At 69.2% G+C, this 17,512-nt stretch carries 13 protein-coding genes; 6 read left to right on the forward strand and 7 right to left on the reverse strand.

The window, feature by feature from the left end:
- Window positions 1–84 precede the first annotated feature (84 nt).
- Window positions 85–2,343, forward strand: a complete 2,259-nt coding sequence (locus MST3598_RS02720) for a DEAD/DEAH box helicase (RefSeq protein WP_096359389.1) — start codon at window positions 85–87, stop codon at window positions 2,341–2,343.
- A 196-nt stretch (window positions 2,344–2,539) separates the two neighbouring features.
- On the opposite strand, the gene MST3598_RS02725 is transcribed toward MST3598_RS02720, so the two are convergent.
- A complete protein-coding gene (locus MST3598_RS02725) occupies window positions 2,540–3,079 on the reverse strand; it encodes a YaeQ family protein (RefSeq protein ID WP_029259835.1) in 540 nt (179 codons plus the stop codon).
- Between the two features lie 46 nt (window positions 3,080–3,125).
- The gene (locus tag MST3598_RS02730; RefSeq protein ID WP_029259836.1) at window positions 3,126–4,217 is read right to left on the reverse strand and encodes an Rv2578c family radical SAM protein; all 1,092 of its coding nucleotides are present in this window, start codon (window positions 4,215–4,217) and stop codon (window positions 3,126–3,128) included.
- 74 nt (window positions 4,218–4,291) lie between these two features.
- On the opposite strand from MST3598_RS02730, the gene MST3598_RS02735 reads away from it, so the two are divergent.
- The 4 genes from MST3598_RS02735 to MST3598_RS02750 all read left to right on the forward strand — a co-directional run bounded on the left by MST3598_RS02735 (window position 4,292) and on the right by MST3598_RS02750 (window position 9,232).
- On the forward strand, window positions 4,292–5,221 hold the full coding sequence (locus MST3598_RS02735) for a M15 family metallopeptidase (RefSeq protein ID WP_029259837.1): 930 nt from the start codon (window positions 4,292–4,294) through the stop codon (window positions 5,219–5,221).
- 152 nt (window positions 5,222–5,373) lie between these two features.
- Window positions 5,374–6,537 (forward strand): acyl-CoA dehydrogenase family protein, encoded by a 1,164-nt coding sequence (locus MST3598_RS02740; protein WP_029259838.1) that lies wholly within the window; start codon window positions 5,374–5,376, stop codon window positions 6,535–6,537.
- A 112-nt stretch (window positions 6,538–6,649) separates the two neighbouring features.
- Entirely contained in the window at window positions 6,650–7,747 is a 1,098-nt protein-coding gene (locus MST3598_RS02745) for a serine hydrolase domain-containing protein (RefSeq protein ID WP_036271707.1), read from the forward strand.
- 78 nt (window positions 7,748–7,825) lie between these two features.
- Window positions 7,826–9,232, forward strand: coding sequence for an HNH endonuclease signature motif containing protein (locus MST3598_RS02750; protein WP_231924907.1), 1,407 nt, complete (start codon window positions 7,826–7,828; stop codon window positions 9,230–9,232).
- A gap of 104 nt (window positions 9,233–9,336) precedes the next feature.
- Here the strand turns inward: MST3598_RS02750 and MST3598_RS02755 are convergent, their stop codons facing one another.
- The 5 genes from MST3598_RS02755 to MST3598_RS02775 all read right to left on the reverse strand — a co-directional run bounded on the left by MST3598_RS02755 (window position 9,337) and on the right by MST3598_RS02775 (window position 13,969).
- Window positions 9,337–9,957, reverse strand: a complete 621-nt coding sequence (locus tag MST3598_RS02755; RefSeq protein WP_051670951.1) for an ECF transporter S component — start codon at window positions 9,955–9,957, stop codon at window positions 9,337–9,339.
- Window positions 9,954–10,829 (reverse strand): siderophore-interacting protein, encoded by an 876-nt coding sequence (locus tag MST3598_RS02760; protein WP_029258747.1) that lies wholly within the window; start codon window positions 10,827–10,829, stop codon window positions 9,954–9,956. Before MST3598_RS02760 ends, MST3598_RS02755 begins: the two co-directional genes overlap by 4 nt.
- Before the next feature lie 10 nt (window positions 10,830–10,839).
- Window positions 10,840–11,658 carry an energy-coupling factor transporter transmembrane component T gene (locus MST3598_RS02765; RefSeq protein WP_029258748.1) on the reverse strand — a complete coding sequence of 273 codons (819 nt, stop codon included), beginning with the start codon at window positions 11,656–11,658 and terminating at the stop codon, window positions 10,840–10,842.
- Window positions 11,655–13,346 (reverse strand): ABC transporter ATP-binding protein, encoded by a 1,692-nt coding sequence (locus MST3598_RS02770; RefSeq protein WP_029258749.1) that lies wholly within the window; start codon window positions 13,344–13,346, stop codon window positions 11,655–11,657. Before MST3598_RS02770 ends, MST3598_RS02765 begins: the two co-directional genes overlap by 4 nt.
- Window positions 13,347–13,423: 77 nt before the next feature.
- Window positions 13,424–13,969, reverse strand: a complete 546-nt coding sequence (locus MST3598_RS02775; RefSeq protein WP_021198457.1) for an ECF transporter S component — start codon at window positions 13,967–13,969, stop codon at window positions 13,424–13,426.
- 167 nt (window positions 13,970–14,136) lie between these two features.
- Between MST3598_RS02775 and MST3598_RS02780 the strand changes: the two genes are divergently transcribed.
- Window positions 14,137–17,355, forward strand: a complete 3,219-nt coding sequence (locus MST3598_RS02780) for a S8 family serine peptidase (protein WP_081860089.1) — start codon at window positions 14,137–14,139, stop codon at window positions 17,353–17,355.
- The last annotated feature ends 157 nt before the right edge of the window (window positions 17,356–17,512 follow it).

Genomic DNA, 17,512 nt, shown 5'->3' on the forward strand with positions numbered 1-17,512 from the left:
CCGCTGGTCGAGTTCGACCAGGCGCAGGGTGCTCGCGCGTGCGCGCGGCGCTGTTCTCGTGCGAGAACACAGAAAGACACCGCAATGCCGAAGAACAAGAAGCCCCGCGGCGGACGTCCGTCCGCGAACTTCGAACCGCGCTACGGCGCGAAGAAGACCTCTTTCCACGACCGTCACAACGGCGGCCCCGCCCGTGACGGCGCACGCGATGAGCGCGGCGGACGAGCGGATGCCGGCGACCGTCGCACCGCTGCATCCGCGGGAGGGTACGACCGTCGCCCCGGCAGCCGCAGCGCCGGCCACCGCGGCTACCGTCCGGCTGAAGCCGAGTCGGGTGCGCCCAAGCAGCGCTGGGGTGCGTCGGAGCGCGCCGGCCGCGACGAGGCGCGCGGGATCCGCAACCGCGCCGAGTCCGGGCGTCGCGAGGCCCCGCACCACCGCAACGACGAGCGCTCCGAGCGCCCGCGCTACAACGACCGTCCGAGCACCGGAAGCCGTTTCGACGACCGTCCGCGTCGCGACGACCGCGGCGGACAGCGCCCGAGCGGACAGCGCCCGACCGGACCCGGCACCTACCGCGACGACCGCGGCGGCGACCGCCCCCGGTTCGACCGTGACGACCGTGCGCGTCGCGATGACCGCGGCGCCGGCACCCGGCGTCAGGGCTTCCGTGACAACGACCACCGCGATGGTGGGCGTCCGGGTCGCGACGACCGGCGTGGTGCCGAGCGTCCCCGGTTCGACCGTGACCGTGGCACCGAGCGTCCTCGGTTCGACCGTGACGACCGTCCGCGTCGCGATGACCGCGCCGGTGACCGCACCCGGTCGAACGATCGCGGCACCGAGCGCCCCGAGCGTTCATACGACGCCGAGCGGGCGCGTCGCGCTTTCGACCGTGACCGCACACAGCGTTCGTACGAGGGCGGCCGCGACGAGCGTTCGCGTCCGTCGACCGGTGGCGCGTACCGCACCGAGCGCCCGCGCCCGCTGACCTCGGACACCCGTGGGCGCCCGGCCCGCAACGAGCGACCGAGCCGCAACGACTGGAACGCCACCAGCCGTCCTGCATCGACCGGAGCGAAGTTCACGCCGGGCGATGACGTCGTGCACGAGCGCCTCGAGGCGAAGTCCGTCGCGGCGGTCGAGGTCGACGGTGTGACCTTCGGCGACCTCGGTCTCGGATCGAACATCGTCGAGACCCTCGTCGGTATGGGTGCGGTCACGCCGTTCCCGATCCAGGCTGCCAGCATCCCCGCCGTCCTCGCCGGGCGCGACGTGCTCGCCCGCGGCCGTACCGGCTCCGGCAAGACCATCGCCTTCGGCGCGCCGCTCGTCGAGCGCGTGCTGCAGTCGCAGGCCGGCAAGCGCCGTGAGTTCGGGCGGTCGCCGCGCGCGATCATCCTCGCTCCGACGCGTGAGCTCGCGCTCCAGATCGACCGCACCATCCAGCCGATCGCCCGCAGCGTCGGGCTGTTCACCACGCAGATCTACGGTGGCGTGCCGCAGGGGCGTCAGGTGGGCGCGCTCAAGAAGGGCGTCGACATCGTGATCGGCACCCCCGGTCGTGTCGAGGACCTCATCAACCAGGGCAAGCTCGACCTCTCGGACTGCCGCATCGCGGTGCTCGACGAGGCCGACCACATGTGCGAGCTCGGCTTCGTTGAACCGGTGCAGCGCATCCTGCGTCACACCGCCGACGGCAGCCAGAAGTTGCTGTTCTCGGCCACGCTCGACCGTGAGGTCGCCGCACTCGTCGACGAGTTCCTCGTCGACCCGGCCGTGTACGAGGTCGCAGGTGAAGACCAGGACTCCAGCACGATCGAGCACCGCGTGCTCGTGATCGAGCACCGCGACAAGGCCGACATCCTCACGTCGCTCGTCGACCGCGACGGCAAGACGCTGGTGTTCGCCCGTACCCGCGCTTACGCCGACATGCTCGCGGAGCAGTTCGACGACGCCGGCATCCCGGCCGTCTCACTGCACGGCGACCTGAACCAGGCCAAGCGCACGCGCAACCTCGAGCGTCTGACGTCGGGGCGCGTGAGCGTGCTCGTCGCCACGGATGTCGCCGCCCGCGGCATCCATGTCGACGATATCGATCTGGTCGTCCAGGCCGATGCGCCCGACGAGTACAAGACGTACCTGCACCGCTCGGGCCGTACGGGTCGTGCCGGCCGCGCAGGTAGAGTCGTCACGCTGATCACGCGTCAGCGTCAGCGCCGCATGAGTGAGCTGCTCGAGCGCGCCGAGATCGATGCGCCGTTCGAGAACGCCCGTCTCGACGACGACGTGATCGAGGAGATCGCCGGTCGCGTTCCGACCGCGGCAGACCTCACCTCCTGACCACTCTCGTGACGAAGGCCCCGTCCGCTTCTGCGGGTGGGGCCTTTCGCGTCGGATCTCGCCAAGTGCACAGGATCTCGCCGAGTGCACGGGATCTCGCCGAGTGCACGGGATGCGTGCGCGTGGAAGCCGTGCGTTCGGCATCAACCCGTGCGCTCGGCACCGTCGCAGGGCGGGGGCGGGGCGGGAGCGTCGGTCAGGACAGCTCGTGCACGTGCACGGCGGAGGTCAGGTTCGTGCCGTTGAGGTCGAGATAGATCACGTTCTCGGTCACGGTGAGGGTCATGGTGTTGCGGCGCTCGATCAGGGCTGACGCGGTCTCGATGAATCCGGGGTCGAAGCTGTGGAGGCGGATGTCCTCGCGGCGGTGGATGCGCTTGTCGGTCCACGGCGCCATCACCTTGGCGGGGTCGCGGTGGGTGTACACCACGGTGCGCTCGGCGAGCCTGCTGCCGTAGTGCAGCCGCTCGGCGTCGGGCGCCCCGATCTCGACCCAGACGGTGACGAGGCCGGTGAGGTCGCGCACGAGCACTGCGGGCTCTTCCGTCGAGGAGATGCTGCCGCCGAATGCGATGCCTTCGGCGAACTCGAGCCCGTAGGCCAGCACGCGTGTGAGCATGTACGCATCGGTCTCGGACGGATGCCGGGCCACGCGCAACGAGTAGTCCTCGTAGACTCCGCGATCGGTGTCAGCGAGCTGCACCTCGAATGTGTGGACTGTCGAACCGATCGCCATGATCCTCGAGCCTACGCGGCTGCGGGATGCGCGCCCGACCGCGGGGTCAGAAGAGCATCGGCTGCGCGGGCGCTGCCTCGGCTCGGGCGCTGGGGGTGAACCGCACCGCGGTCGCGGCGGCGGCACTCGTCTGCACATGGCCCTGCCCCGGTCGGAGCCCGCGCCGGGGGTAGTCGTCTTCGTGGCGGCCGTCCAGTCCGTGCATGCGGATGAGCGGACGGGTGCGCTTGGCGAGCCACTGCCGGTATCCCTTGGGCGCCTCGGCGGAAGCCCCGGGATACAGCCCCCGGTACGACGAGACGAGGTCGGGACGATGAGTGTCGAGCCATTGGAAGAACCACGGCTTGACGCCCGGTCGCAGATGCAGGGCGCCGTAGATGACGCTACGCGCCCCCGCCTCCTTGATGCGCACGAGGGCACTGTCGATCGCGGCGAGCGAATCGGTCATGTGCGGCATGATCGGCATGAGGAACACGGTCACGGGGAACCCGGCGTCGGCCAGAGCCCGCACGGTGTCGAGCCGGGCCTGCGTGGTTGGGGCTCCGGGCTCGATCGCCTTCTGCAGGTCGTCGTCGTACATCGCGATCGACATCTGCACGTCGATCGGCACGCGCTCGGCGGCTTTCGCGAGCAGGGGGATGTCACGGCGGATCAGCGTGCCCTTGGTCAGGATCGATATCGGGGTGCCGGATGCCGCGAGCGTCTCGATGATGCCGGGCATGAGCTTGTATCGCCCCTCGGCGCGCTGATACGGATCGGTGTTCGTGCCCAGGGCCACGGTCTCATGCTCCCAGCTGCCTTTGCGCAGCTCTCGTGCGAGCACCTCGACGATGTTCACCTTCACCACGATCTGCGAGTCGAAGTCGGACCCGCCGTCGAGGTCGAGGTACTCGTGCGTGCCGCGGGCGAAGCAGTAGACGCAGGCATGCGAGCATCCGCGGTAGGGGTTGATCGTCCACGCGAACGGCATGCGCGAGGCGCCGGGGACGTGGTTGAGAGCGGACTTCGACAGCACCTCGTGGAACGTCATGCCGGCGAACTCGGGGGTGGTCACCGAGCGCAGCACACTCGAGCGGTCTTCGAGGCCGGGCAGCGCCGCCGCGTCCGTCTCTCCGAGCTTCTGTCCCTGCCACCTCATTCGACCATTCGAACAGAAAGACGAAGATATCGCAAGACAGTCTGCTACATATCTTCGAATGAGAAGATGGATCAATGCCCTTCCTGCCGCACGCTCAGCATGCGGCTCCGCGGTCCCCGATCCGCGGGCCCGCATTGCCGATCGGCGTCGCCCTCACTGCCATCGGCATCCTGCTCTCGATCGGTTCCGGACCGGTGTCGCCCTCGGGTGCCGACCCGATGCCGGTGCCGGTCGCGGTCATGCAGGTTCCGCCGGTCAGGGTGGCCGCGACGACCGCGGCCGACCCCTGTGCCGAGCCTTCGGTGCAGCAGGCGATCGCGAGCGGCGACGATGCGGCGGCGATCGCGGGCTTCGGCGGCGGTGCTGCCTTCCGCGAGGCGGTCGTCGCGGGGAACGCTCCGTGCGTCTCGCTCACCGATCCTGCGCGCCTCTGGGTCGTGGTGAACAAGTCGCTGCCGCTGAACCCGCCCGAGTACGAGCCGGCGAATCTCGACTCCGTGCCGCTGCAGATGACGACACCCTCGGGGCGCGTGCGCTCCGACGTGGCCGCGGCGGTCGGTCGGATGGCGGATGCCGCCGCAGCCGCGGGCGTGGGACGCATCGGCGCGAACAACGGCTACCGTTCCTACGGACTGCAGGTGACGACGTACGGATCCCACGTGCGATCACAGGGACAGGCCGAGGCGGATGCGGGCTCGGCGCGCCCCGGCCACAGCGAGCACCAGACGGGTCTCGCACTCGACGTGGTCGCATGCGGCACGGGGTGCGGGGGCCTCGACGGCTTCGGAGCGACCGCGCAGAGCGACTGGGTCGCCGCTCATGCCTGGGAGTACGGCTTCATCGTGCGTTACGAGCAGGTCGGCACCCCCGTGACGGGGTATGCGCCGGAGCCGTGGCATCTCCGCTACGTCGGAGTCGACCTCGCCGCGGCCTATCACGAGGGCGGATTCCACACGCTCGAAGAGTTCTTCGGCCTTCCTGCCGCGCCGGATTACGCGCACTGAATCGGGGGCGGAAGCCCCGGTTGCGACATCCGACAAGTGCGGTACCCAGTGTCACGATTTATGGGATGCATTCTCACAACGTCCTGTCCCGCGTCCCCTCGGCGACATAGAATCACCGGAGCAACGATGCATGAGACGTTCAGGAGGACGGCATGGAACGCGACATCTACGACGAGGATCACGAGGCTTTCCGGGACCTGGTCAAGGACTTCGTCAAGCGCCACGTGACCAACGAGGCGATCGAGCGGTGGGATGCCGCCGGTGAGATCGACCGGGGGACCATGCGCGCCGCCGGCGAAGCGGGTCTGATCGGCCTGTCGGTCCCCGAGGAGTTCGGTGGCGCCGGGATGCTGCAGGACTACCGCTTCCGCACGATCGTCATGGAAGAGGTCATCGCCGCAGGTGCCGGTTCGCTGGCGGGGGCCTTCGGCATCCAGGACGACCTGGCCGTGCCCTACCTCGTGCACATGGGAACGCAGGAGCAGAAGGAGAAGTGGCTGCCCCGCATGGCCACGGGTGAGGTGCTCGGCGCACTCGCCATGACCGATCCGGGAGCGGGTTCGGATCTGCGTGGCATCAAGACCAACGCCAAGAAGGTCGACGGCGGCTACATCCTCAACGGCGCGAAGACGTTCATCTCCTCGGGCACGACGGCCGACGTGGTCGTCACGTTCGTCAAGACCGGTGAGGGCAACCGTCCCGACGCGTTCAGCCTGCTGCTCGTGGAGAAGGGCATGGAGGGCTTCGACCAGGGCAAGAAGCTCAGCAAGATGGGTTTCCACGGCTGGGACACGGCCGAGCTCAGCTTCACCGACGTGTTCGTCCCCGAGGAGAACCTCATCAGCGGCAAGGAGGGCCAGGGCTTCATCCAGCTGATGCTGAACCTGCCGCTCGAGCGTCTCTCGATCGGCGTCGCCGCGGCCGCAGCCGCACAGGCCGCCCTCGACTGGACCATCGCCTACACGAAGGATCGCGAGGCGTTCGGTGAGCGCATCGCCGACTTCCAGAACACCCGCTTCCGGCTCGCCGACATGTCTGCGACCACCGATGCGATGTGGGCGTACATCGACCGCGCGCTGCTCTCCTACAAGGACAACACGCTCACCGCGGAGGATGCGGCGAAGGTCAAGTTCTGGGCGACCGAGCGCGAGTGGGAGGTGCTCGACACCGGTGTCCAGCTGCACGGCGGCTACGGCTACATCATGGAGTACCCGATCGCGCGCGCCTTCACCGACGCCCGGGTGCACCGCATCTACGGCGGCACGAACGAGATCATGCGCGATCTCGTGGGCCGTCAGATCATCGGCAAGCGCTGAGATCGTGATCCTGCAGAGGCCCCGGATGCGACGTCCGGGGCCTCTTCCCGTCTCGGCCGGATCGTCGTCGAGGCGTGGACACGGGGTGCTGCCGCCGGGTTGAATCGAGGGCATGACGACCTTGTTCCGGCAGATCCTGGAAGACCACGTCGCGCGGGGCACCGCTCCGGGGATCATCGGCGTGCTCGGCGCTCCTGGCGGGGCCATCGAGATCGTCACGGCCGGCGATCTCCCGGCGGATGCGATCGTCCGCATCCAGTCGATGACGAAGCCGATCCTCGCGGTCGCGGCGCTGAGGCTCGTGCAGGAGGGACGCCTCCGGCTCGATGACCCTGTGGAGCGATGGCTGCCTGAACTCGCCGACCGCTGGGTGCTGCGCGCTCCGGACGCCCCGCTCGACGACGTCGTACCCGCGACGACGCCGATCACGCTGCGGCACCTGCTCACGAACACCTCCGGATACGGGGTGCAGGTCGTGCCGTCCCCGCTGGCGGAGGCGATGATCGGGAACCGGACGGCCGCAGGGCAGGAACCTGTCGCGATGGGCGCTCAGGAGTGGCTGGACGCGCTGGCCGTGCTCCCGCTGGCCTTCGAACCCGGCACCGGATGGCGTTACCACCACTCCTTCGGGATCCTCGGGATCCTGCTCTCGCGGGTGGTCGACGGTTCGTTGGAAGATCATCTGCGACGCGACCTCTTCGCCCCGCTCGGCATGGTCGATACCGGATACACGGTGCCCCTCGACCAGGCGCACCGGCTGCCTGCCGCGTATCGTCACGAGCACGGCGCCCTGGTCGAGATCGAGCCCGCCGCCGGGGGCTTCTCCGTCGCGCCCGCTCCGTTCGACCTCAGTCATTCGGAGCTCGTGTCGACCGCGGCCGACTATGCGGCTTTCGCGGGGATGCTCGCCGCAGGGGGACGGCATGACGGCAACGTCATCATCGACCCCGAACTGCTCGCGCTGATGCGCACTGACCAGGTGCCGTCGAGCGCGAAGACCGACGACAGCTTCTTCCCGGGATTCTGGGAGGGCACGGGCTGGGGGTTCGGCGTCGCGGTGCAGACCGAGGGAGAGAACGCGGGCCGCTACGGCTGGTCGGGCGGGCAGGGGACGGACTTCTGGGTCGATCCCGACGGCTCCTTCGGGATCGTGCTGAGTCAGGTCGAGATGGGTCCGGAGATCATGGGGCTGTTCGCCGACGTGCAGTGACGCTCTCCGGCACCGCCGGGCGTCGCTCGGTGTTCTCGGAATGCCGGTGCACCGATATTCATTCGAATATAGCTTCGAATGTCGGTGGTGGTCGCGGTAAAATCGAGTATGTCGAATTTGTCCGCGTTGCATGAGGCGATGTCTCGCTTGGATGAGGTGTGGGCGGGTGTGGGGGATTCGGGGGAGTTGTCGCGGGAGCAGTTGATCGTGGTGAGCGCGTCGATCGGGGTGTTGCGGCGTCGGTTGGATGCGGTGCATGTGTCGGTGGCGGCGTGTATTGCTCGGGAGTCGCGTGCGGAGTTGGGTGCGGGGAGTCTGGCGAAGCAGCAGGGTTTCCGTAGTCCGGCGACGTTGATCGCGGTGGCGACGGGGGTGTCGAGGGGTGAGGCGTCGCGTCTTGTCAGGGTGGGTGAGGCGACGGCGCCGCGGAGTGATCTTCTGGGGGCGCGTCTGCCGGCGAGGTATCCGTTGGTGAGTGCGGCGTTGGATGCGGGGGTGCTGGGGGCTCCGGCGGCGGCGGTGATCATCGCGGCGCTGGATCGGTGCCGGGTTGTGGCGGGGGTGGAGCGGATCGCTGAGGGGGAGCGGCTGCTGGTGGAGAAGGCGGCAGGGCTCGCGCTCGATGATGTGCGCATGCTCGTGGTGCGGGTGGAGGCGTGGCTTGACCCGGATGGGGTGGAGCCGCGTGAGGACGAGCGCCGTGGCAGGCGGGCGTTGTCGCTGTTCGAGCGGGACGGGATGGTGCATCTGAACGCGGTTCTCGATGTGGAGACCGCGGCGCCGGTGGTGACGGCGATCCGGGGGTTCGTGACGGCGGTGTTCGCGGCGCGGAAGGATGCTCCCGATGCGGGCGCTCCTGATGGGGATCGGCGGACGGTGCCGATGATCCAGGCGGATGCTCTTTCGGTGTTCTGCGCGCATGTGCTCGGGTGTGAGCGGCGGGTTCCGGTGGCGGGTGCGACGGTGATCGTGCGGGTGGGTCTCGATGATCTGGAGGCCGGGACCGGGTCGGCGACCGTGGATGGTGTGGATCAGCCGGTCAGTGTCGGGGCGGCGCGGCGGATGGCGGCCGGGGGTGGCGTGATCCCGTGTGTTCTCGGTGGGGACAGTGAGGTTCTCGATTGGGGGCGGGAGAAACGGTTGTTCACCCGGGCGCAACGGCTGGCGTTGGTGGAGCGTGACGGGGGATGCGCGATGTGCGGTTTGCCGCCGGAGATGACGAGGGCGCATCACATCCGCTGGTGGACACGCGATCGCGGGCCGACCGATCTCTCCAACGGGATACTGCTGTGTGAGACGTGTCACCATCGCATCCACGACAACGGGTGGGAGATCCGCATCGACGCTCCCGGGACCGGGAACGGGAGTGGGAGTGGGGGTGGGAGCCGGGGTAGAGCGCGGGTGTGGTTCATACCGCCCCGATACGTCGACCCGCAACAGGCCCCGAGGCTCGGCGGGCGCGCACGCTTCGACATCGCCGCCTGACGACGACGCCCGCCGGACGACGACGCCGGCCTGATCACGCGGTGCCTGATGACGCGGTGCCTGATGACGTCGATGCGTGACGTCGGCGCCTGTGCTCTCGAGGCTCAGCGATGCCTGCGGACTCCGGCCCTGCGGACTCCGGCCCCGTCGCCACCGGTCGCACCGACTCCGGCTCTGCGCAGACGGTCGGCGACCAGAATGCCGAGGGCCGTGCCGCCCACGCAGCTCGCGATGGTCACGGCAAAGAACGCGATCTGGGCGAAGAACGACATCGACCCGAGATCGAACCATGCCCACGCGGAGATCGGGTACACGATGCCGACCGTGACCGCACCGAGATAGTGCATCCACGTGCCCCAGTAGCGCCAGAGCACGAAGAGGAACGGCAGCTCCGTGAATGCCGCCCACCAGAGATTGGTCAGCACGGTGCGGAAACCATACCCGGAGAACGGCACCATGACGAGGCCGGCGATCAGGGCAACGAGCAGGCCGACGAGTGGGCGACGCAGCAGCCGCAGCGCGATCACCGACGGCAGCAGCCAGAGACCGGCGAGCGCCATGCCCACGAACGGGAGCGGCCCGGTCAGCACGGTCGAGAACCAGTTCATCGGTGCGAGCAGCACCGCTCCGGCGACGCCGAGTGCCGCGCAGGTCAGCAGGATGGCGGTAGGGAAGCGGAACCGTCCGCCGGTGCGGGGCGTCCGGCCCGCGGCATCCGCGCTCACGCCAGGGGCTCCGCTGCGGCTTCGCGGGCGGCCTTCGACGCGGGGGAGGCCGCACCGATCTTCCAGTATCCGCAGAAGCTCACGGCGTTCTTGTCCACCCCGCGCTCGCCGACGAGGTGTTTGCGGGCACCTGATGCGAGCGCCTGCTCACCCGCCGCGTACGCATGGAACGGGGCCTCCGGCAGCGCGGTGCGGCCGAGCGTCTCCAGCGCGAGGGAGCCGGGGGCGACATCGTGCGGGCGCACGATCCACACCACCTCGATGCCGGCGGGACGGGCGAACTCCAGCGCATCCTCTTCGCTCGGCGTCTCGACGATCGCGGTGCCGACGGCGTCGAACGGCAGCGAGGCGCAGATCGAGGAGATCGCGGGCAGGGCGGTCTCATCGCCGACCAGCACGACACGATCCGTTCCGCGCTGCGGATTGAACGTGAGGCCCTCGTCGATGATCAGCACATGCTCGCCCGGCCGGCAGGTCTCGGCCCACCGTGACGCCGGGCCGGCCGTTCCGTCGGCCGCCGAGCCGTGCAGGACGAAGTCCACGTCGATTTCGGCGCCGGCGTCGGCCGTGGCCGCTCGATATGCCCGCACGCTGTAGTTGCGCATCACCGGACGTTCGCCGTCGGGGATGCGCAGGAACTTCAGGTAGCCGAACATCTTGTTGGCCTTCGCCGGCACCCGGTCGAGGCCCGCGTCGCCGCCGATGGGCAGGAACAGCCGGAACCACTGGTCGAACCCCATCGGGCGGAACTTCTCGATCTCGCCGCCGCCGAGCGTCACCCTGATCCAGTGCGACGACAGGCGTTCCGTACGCAGCACCACCAGGTGGATGAGCTCGGTCGACTCGGGCTTGACCATCTTGCTGAACGCCATCGGGTGCCTTTCAGGGAAGCTGCCAGGGGAAGAAGGCGACGAAGATGGCCGCGGATGCCAGCAGGGTCGCGATGGTGAAGACGGTGTCGCGTGTGCGGAACGGGACGAGGTGCCGCTCGGTGCGGGTGGGATGCGCACCGAACGCGCGCGAGTCCATCGCCAGCGCCACCCGCTCGGCGTGACGGATCGCGCCGGCGAGGAGCGGCACGATGTAGCCCCACCCGCGGGCGATGCGGGCGAACGGTCCGCGTCCGCCGTGGTAACCGCGCACCCGGTGGGCCGCCCGGATCACGGCGAGCTCATGCCCGAACCGCGGCACGAACCGGAACGCTGCCAGTGCCGTGTAGCCGATCCGGTACGGCACCCGCAGCTGCTGCACACTGGCGCGCACGAGGTCGGGCCCACTGGTCGTGAGCCCGCCGACGAGCGCGAGAGCGACGATCGATCCGAGCCGCAGCGCCGTCGCGAAGCCGATCAGGAGCGCTCCGCTGTAGAGGGTCCAGTCGCCGATCCGCAAGACGGGGGAACTGCCCGCGACGAGTCCGGTGTCGACCCATACGGAGAACCCGATGCCCACCAGGAGCATGCCGGCCGGGAGCCCGAGCAGCAGGAGAGCGAGGAGCCGAACCGTGAGACGCGCCCCGACCAGGATCAGCGCGTAGGCGAGAATCAGGAAAGCGGCGGGCGTCGCCAGGTCGCGCACGAACACGAGCAGGACCATCGCCGGCGCGAACCCGGCGACCTTCGCGAGCGGATTCAACGCATACAGGAACTGCCGCCGCGACGTCGCCGTGATACGTGCGTACGGATCGAAGGTCGTCGTGGTCACGCGGTCGCCCCGAGCCCGGCCGCGGCCAGCACGCGCTGCAGCGGGGGCAGGCGCAGCCCCGCGTCGGCGAACAGCCGCTCGTCCTGCAGCAGGGTGGCGGTGGGGCCGACCGCCTGCACCCGGCCGGCCGCCAGGACCACGACGTGGCTGGTGTGCTCGGCCACGAGCTGGAGGTCGTGCGTGACGATCACGATGGTCGTGCCCTCAGCGCGCAGGCTCTGCAGCAGGTCGAGCAGCTCGGCGGCTCTGGCGCGATCCTGTCCGAACGTGGGCTCGTCGAGCGCCAGCACCCGCGGGCGGGTGATCAGGGCCGTCCCCACCGACAGTCTTCGCTTCTCGCCGCCGGAGAGCAGGAACGGATGCACGCCCGCCTTGTGCTCGAGGCCGAAGCGGGCCAGCATCTCGCCGACCCTGGTCGAGATCTCGTCATCCGGTACGTGCCGCAGCCGCAGTCCGTGGGCCAGCTCGTCGAACACCGTGGGGGCGATGAATTGGTGCTCGGGATTCTGGAAGACGAACCCGATGCGCGCGGCGAGGTCGCGCGGCGATGCGGTGCCCGGATCGATCCCGTCGACCCGCACCTGGCCACGAGGCGGTGGCACGACCCCTGCGAGCGCCTGGATCAGCGTCGTCTTGCCCGCGCCGTTCGCACCGACGATCGCCGTGAGGCTGCCCGGTTCGAGATCGAGATCGATCCCGTGCAGGATCTCGGTGCGGCGTCGGCGCACGGTCAGCCCGCGAGCGCGGATGATCGGCTCGACACGTGCCGTCGCCTCGCCGGAGGGTGGAGAGATCTCGTCGGCTGCGCGCCGAGGGGTGGAGGACGAGACGTCCTCACGATCGAGCGCTGCGGCGAGCTCCTGCGGCGACAGCGGCAGGGGGGCGAGCGAGAATCCCCGTTCCCGAAGGCGGAGTGCCGCCAGGGTGGCAGCGGGAAGCCACACTCCCATCCGGACCAGCTCATCCGCGTGGTCGCGGATGACCTCGGCGGCCGGCCCGTCGAAGGCGACCCGGCCGTCGCCGTCGAGCACGATCGCGCGCGTGACGAAAGCCATCGCCGCGTCGAGGTTGTGCTCCACGAGCAGGATCGCGCGGTCGCCGGTCGCGACGACCTCCGAGAGGGCGGCGTACACGTCGTCGATGCCCTGGGGATCGAGGTTCGCCGTCGGCTCGTCGAGCACGATGAGCGGAGAGCCCATCGCCAGGGCTCCGGCGATCGCGAGTCGCTGCCTTCCGCCGCCGGAGAGGTGGTCGGGGTTCTCGTCGCGCCGTTCCCAGAGTCCGACCCGACGCAGTGCCTCCTCGACGCGACTTTCGACCACGTCGAGCGGAAGCCGCAGGTTCTCGGGGCCGAACGCGACCTCGTCGTAGACGCTGCCGGTGACGATCTGCGCATCGGGATCCTGGAAGACCATCGCGACGTGTGTGCTCAGCGTGGCCGTCTGCGCGCTGGCGGTGTCGATGCCCCCGGCTTCGACGGTGCCGACCAGCGTCGCGGGGAGGGCGTGGGGGATCAGTCCGTTGAGCGCGAGGGTGAGCGTCGACTTGCCGGAACCGGAGGGACCGAGCAGGAGCACGACCTCTCCGGCGTCGATGTCGAACGTCACGTCGCGCGGCGAGGGGTGCGCCGCATCGGCGTGGGTGAGGGAGAGGTCACGCACGCGGAGCAGGGGCGCGGATGGGCGCACGGCGAAGTCCCGGGTCGGCGGATCGTACGCTTCTAACTTAGCTGAGCCTTACCTGATTCTCCATGCGGGACGAGCGCCTATCGGCGGGCGACGCCCGCGCGACTGAGCGCGGAACCGATCGCGAGGCCGACCGCGGTCCACGCGATCGGTCCGAGCACCGAGATCGCGAGGTAGAGGATCTGCGCCCACAGCGGCATGACCGCGAGGTGGGCGGCGAAGAACACCACGACGGCCACGAACATCCCGATGATCGCCGCCGAGATGAAGAACCGCCACGGCCCCCAGGAGCGATAGCGGGTGAGGGCGGCCACCCCCTCCTGGATCAGACCGAACAGCAGTGCCGTGCCGATGAAGCGCAGCGCCCACGCCGGGTTGAAGGCGCTCGCGATCAGCGCGGCGAACACATGAGTGATCAGCGCGACGAGCGGAAGGCGCAGCACCTCCTGCGCGATGATGCCCGGCAGCACGTGCGAGCCGAGCACCAGGCCGTAGAGGAACAGCAGGGGGCTCGCCAGCAGCACCGGCGTCACCCATCCGGCGATGCCCGCGAGGATGCCCGTCGCGACTCCGATCGCCGCGCAGACGAGCAGTACTCGGGTCGACAGGACGGAGGTACGGGCCACCTCTCCAGCTTACTGTCGACCTATCGGGAGGGCGGCCGTGGATAACCCTGGTCGATCGGCGAATGCCGACTGGTCGATCGACCAGATCTCGCGTCGATCGCTGAGGGCGGGACTATGTTGGCCGCGGTGCAGCAACGCGGTTGCACCGTGATCATCGGGAGCACCACATGGGTCGAACACCCCTCCGGATGGCAGCGGCCGCCACCCTGGCCACGCTGTTCATCGCATCGACAGCAACCACCGGCTACGCCGCGACGGAGGAGGTGACGCACCCCGTCCCCGTCGCAGGAACCCCCGGACATTACATCGTCGTGATGAAGTCGGATCCGCTCGCCACCTATGAGGGCGACGTGAAGGGGCTGAAAGCCACCAAGCCCGCGGAAGGCGAGCAGCTCGAGACGCAGTCGCAGGATTCACAGCGCTACGTCGAGCACCTCCAGACCGAGCAGACCGACCTCGTCAGCGACATCGGCGTGACCCCCGACACGACGTATCAGGTGGTGCTGAACGGGTTCAGCGCCGACCTCAGCGGCGAACAGGTCGATGCGCTCCGTGCCTCGAAGGACGTGCTCGGTGTCTACCCCGACGAGATCCGCCACCCCGATGCGCAGACCTCGACCGACTACCTCGGTCTCGGCGACGACCGCAAGGGCCGCGGCGGCGTGTGGCAGCAGACCGGAGGAGTCGAGAAGGCCGGAGAAGGCGTCGTCGTCGGTGTGATCGACACCGGCATCGCCCCCGAGCACCCCTCCTTCGAGGGCAAGAAGATCAAGAAGCAGAAGCAGCAGAACACTCGCAACAAGGGTGGTCAGCCCTACACCGACGGCACCTACGTCTACTTCGACAAGTCCGACGGTGGCCAGTTCCAGGCCGCGATGGTCGAGGGCCAGGACTGGGACAAGAGCGACTACTCCTCGAAGCTCATCGGCGGACAGTACTTCTACGCCGGAGCCGAGGCCGCCGGGTTCGACTTCCAGTACGACTACCTCTCGCCGCGTGACGGCGACGGCCACGGCTCGCACACCGCGAGCACTGCCGCGGGCAACTTCAAGGTCAAGGCCAGCATCGAGAACGTCGATTTCGGGACGGTCTCGGGAGTCGCACCGGCCGCGAAGATCTCGGCCTACAAGGCCTGCTACGTGGGTCCTGACACGACGGTCACCACCGACGACATCTGCGCGCAGAGCGACCTCATCGCCGCGATCGATCAGGCCGTCGCCGACGGCGTCGACGTGATCAACTACTCCATCGGCGGCGGTGCCGCCAGCACCGTGATGGCTCCGGAGGACCTCGCGTTCTTCAACGCCGCGGCAGCCGGCGTCTTCGTCGCGACCAGTGCCGGCAACGACGGCCCCGACCCGGTCACGGCCGACCACGCATCGCCCTGGTACACGACCGTCGCCGCCTCGACCATCCCCACCTGGGAGGGCACCGTGCAGTTCGACGGGTTCGCGCAGGCCGGAGCCTCGGTGAGCGTGCCGTTCGGACAGAAGGTCACCGGCCCGTCCATCGCCGCGGTGGATGCCGCCGCAGCGGGAGCGAAGGATCCGCAGCTCTGCCTGCCGGGCACCCTCGATCCGGCCAAGGTCGCCGGACACATCGTGGTCTGCGACCGTGGCGGCAACGCCCGCGCCGAGAAGTCGCAGGTCGTGAAGGATGCCGGAGGCATGGGCATGGTCCTCGTGAACGTCCCCGGTGGCGCCGACTCGCTCGACAACGACTTCCACGCGGTGCCGACCGTGCACCTGAACGCGGTGCACCGAGCCGCGGTGCTCGCGTACGTGCAGGGCGGCGTGGACCGTCCGATCACGCTCGTCGGGGAGAACACCACGGGCGTCACCACCCCGACGCCGCAGATCGCAGGCTTCTCCAGCCGCGGACCGATGCTGGCAGACGGCAGCGACGTGATGAAGCCGGACATCGCGGCTCCCGGCGTCGCGATCCTCGCGGCGACCGAGAACGCTCCGGGCGAGAAGCCGACCTTCGGCATCCTCTCCGGCACGTCCATGGCCTCGCCGCACGTCGCGGGTCTCGCGGCCCTGTACCTCGGTGAGCGCCCGAAGGCGACGCCCGCCGAGATCAAGTCGGCGATGATGACCACCGCTTACGACACGGTGCTGCCCGACGGATCGAAGAACACGAACCCGTTCGAGCAGGGTGCGGGTCAGGTCGATCCGAAGCGGTACCTGAACCCGGGTCTGCTCTACCTCAACGGTGTGAAGGACTGGGCGGCGTTCCTCGACGGGAAGGGGCTGTCGGACTTCCCCGGCATCGATCCCATCGACGGCAGCGATCTGAACCAGGCGTCGATCTCGATCGGCTCGCTGACCAGCGCGCAGACCGTCACCCGCACGGTCACCTCGACCGAGAAGGGCACGTTCACCGCCAAGGCCTCCGTGCCGGGAGTGAACATCAAGGTCACGCCGCAGCAGCTGAAGTTCGATCGCCCCGGTCAGACGAAGACCTTCACGGTCACGTTCGACAACGCGAGCGCTCCGGTGGAGCAGTGGGCCACGGGTTCGCTGACCTGGACGAGTGCGAAGAACTCGGTGCGCTCTCCGATCGCGCTGTTCCCGGTCACGGCCGATGCTCCGGCCGAGGTCACGGGCAGTGGTGTCGACGGCAGTACGTCGGTGGACATCACCCCCGGTCTCACCGGAGATCTGGCGCTCGGACTCTCGGGTCTGACTCCGTTCGAGCTGCTCGCCGATGCGGGCAACCCGGTCGAGGGTCACTCGGGTGACGAGAAGTCGGGTGATGCGAACAAGGACGTGTCGTGGATCGTGAACGTGCCGGAGGGTACGACGCTCTCGCGGTTCGACCTCGACTCGTCCGATGACAAGGGCAGCGATCTCGACCTCACCGTGTACCGCGTGGTGAGCCCGGACGACCTGCAGTACTACCAGCGCTGGCGTTCGGCGACCGGCTCGGCGGATGAGCAGGTCACGATCCCGTCGCCGACGGCGGGTACGTACCTCGTGGTGGCCAACATCTACTCGACGACGGGCCCGATGACGTGGGACATGACCTACGCCAACGTGCTGCCCGACGGCGAGGGGGACCTGACCGCCACGCCGAACCCGCTCGCCGCGGTCCGCGGCACGCAGACGTCGTACGACCTCAGCTGGACCGGCCTGGCCGCCGGCACCCGCTACCTCGGGGTCGTGCAGTACGGCGAGTCGGATGTCCGCACCGTGCTGACGGTCGACGTGCCGCAGGCGAAGGCTCCGGAGACCCCCGCCCCGGAGACCCCGGCGCCCGAGACTCCGGCGCCCGAGACTCCCGCGCCGGAGACCCCGGCTCCGGAGACGACCGCGCCGGCGACTCCCGCACCGCAGACGTCGGCGCCGGCGACTCCCGCACCGCGAGGGGAGAAGCGGGAGTAATACAGGAGCACGACAGCACGGCACCCCGTGGTCGAAGGGCCACGGGGTGTCGTGTTGCGCGGGCGCATCCGTTCACCGCGTGAACGGCGCCGCTCGTCGCAGCACCTGCTCCCTCGGTCCTCTCCGACGGCGTCGTCTTCCTAACGTGGGGGAACGC

This window comes from Microbacterium sp. TPU 3598 (assembly GCF_002356155.1).
Lineage (GTDB): Bacteria > Actinomycetota > Actinomycetes > Actinomycetales > Microbacteriaceae > Microbacterium > Microbacterium maritypicum_A.